This is a genomic window from Halorientalis persicus (genome assembly GCF_900110215.1).
Lineage (GTDB): Archaea > Halobacteriota > Halobacteria > Halobacteriales > Haloarculaceae > Halorientalis > Halorientalis persica.
In genome coordinates, this window is sequence record NZ_FOCX01000099.1 from 1 (window position 1) to 1,871 (window position 1,871).

2 protein-coding genes are annotated in these 1,871 nt (G+C 52.8%); both read right to left on the reverse strand.

What is annotated here, in order from left to right:
• Positions 1 to 545: 545 nt before the first annotated feature.
• A complete protein-coding gene (locus tag BMX17_RS24760; RefSeq protein WP_092665292.1) occupies positions 546 to 1,193 on the reverse strand; it encodes a DUF7474 family protein in 648 nt (215 codons plus the stop codon).
• A gap of 69 nt (positions 1,194 to 1,262) precedes the next feature.
• Positions 1,263 to 1,595: a helix-turn-helix transcriptional regulator gene (locus BMX17_RS24765; RefSeq protein ID WP_092665295.1), complete on the reverse strand. Its 333-nt coding sequence runs from the start codon at positions 1,593 to 1,595 to the stop codon at positions 1,263 to 1,265.
• Between the last annotated feature and the right edge of the window lie 276 nt (positions 1,596 to 1,871).

Sequence of the window (1,871 nt, forward strand, 5' to 3'; positions counted from 1 at the left end):
ACACCACCATCGAAATGAATTGCTCTCCTGCTAGTATCACTCTCAACCAGCTTCGATATGAGGACACCACCATCGAAATGAATTGGGAACTGGCGGGAGTTGACCACCTCCCCTGCGTGGTGGGGGGATCCCGATCGTTGGAATAATAATTGATTTTGACGTGGTCTCTTCCCTCGTGCACCGAGCGAGAGAGGCTTCTCAATCAGCACCCCACCCACACCATCATCGAAATGAATTCGTGTAATCCTCTATCCCAGAATTCTCTTATGGGATTTATTCAAACTTGATGGCACAATATATCGAGATGAAATCCTCCGATTACAACCCTAAATAGCTGCCTTAGCCACTTTACACGGTCAAAAACACCTCCAAGAACGATCTCTCTAACAATTCATTTCGAACATGGTGTGTGTGAGTTCCCTCTATCTAGACTTCTTTTTCTAGTACAATTCATTTCGAATGTGGTGTGTGTGAGCTGCCTTCTAGTAATCTTTCAGGATTGCATTATTTTTATTAGTAATACGTCTAGCGGCCAGCTGTTGAGACTAGTCGGATTGGACTGCACGATTTGCCTTTCTACCACTTCTCGACTCTGTCCCGATATGCCGGTCGATCACTCGTTTGGCCTCCTTAGCTTTGTTTTTCCAACCGTAGCCGTCACCGTTACCGGGACCTTCGTACACGTGTCTCTTCTTCTCGAGAACCTCTTTGGGCGTGGTTTCTTTGAACCCGCCACGTTCCCACGCACCGGTTTCGTACAACCAGTCGATGACGCGCTCCTTCGTTTCGTGCCACGAGAGGCCGCGAGCTTCGTACCAGGCGACGAGTGCGAAGATCGCGTTGTCGTGGGCTCCTGGAACGGAGCCGTGCTTGAAGATCGTGGCGAGAGGGTCGTACTGTGGGTCAACTGGGTCGTGGGCCTCGTCTAGCGGGACCAACTCGAAGACGCCGTCGCCGTCCATCTCGACGAGTCCTGCAGAGAGCAACTCGGCGAAGGCGTCGTTATGGAGGTCGGACCACTCACCGTCGGCCGTGTCTCTGAGTTCGTCTCCCGGTGCTGGGCTGACCATCAGTCGGGAGATGATATCGATATAGGCCTTCTCGACGTCGGCTCGCGATGCTGTATTGTGTGAACATTGCGGCTCGTGTCCGTTTGTTTCGCCGCAGTCTGGGCAGGGATATCTCTCGTACATAGATAGAATCGGCTATTTGGGTTGCATAACCGCAACTCAAAATAGTGGCTGCGAACGGATCTGGGCGATCTAGAGTGCCGTTGAGACGGTCTCGTCCACGTAGTCGCGGTAGTCTCGCAGGAGTTCTTTCCCTTCTTCGGTAAGGGTGTAGGTGTTCGTGCGCTTGTCTAGTGCTTCTTTTTCGAGGAGTCCGGATCCGACGAGGTCGTCGAGGTTGGGGTAGAGTCGGCCGTGGTTGATCTCTTCGTCGAGGCGCTCTTGCAGCTGGCGCTTGATACCGAGACCGTATGGCGTTTCGTCGCTGTTCTCTAGCCGAGCGATAGCGAACAGCGCTTCTTTCTTGAATGCGGACAGATCTTTTGCCGATACATCGCTTGCCGATTTCGTGTCGTGCTTACTCATAGGTGGGGTGGGGTTTTCGAGCCGGGACTACGACTGTCCGGCTGGGGAGTTCGCACAGCCACAATTTCTTATCATCTTACCTGTTTCAATCTTCTGAACTTCAGATTTCGTCGGATTCGAGGGCCGTCACCGAATCATCGCGTACGAACTCGTTCTGAATTCCGCCCTTGAACCGCAGGTGGTGAATGCGAACACAGGCTTGGTTCTTCTTCGGCCCGGTCACCGTTGACCGCCAGTCGAACTCGTAGCCGACCACGATTCGACCGTACTTGTCCA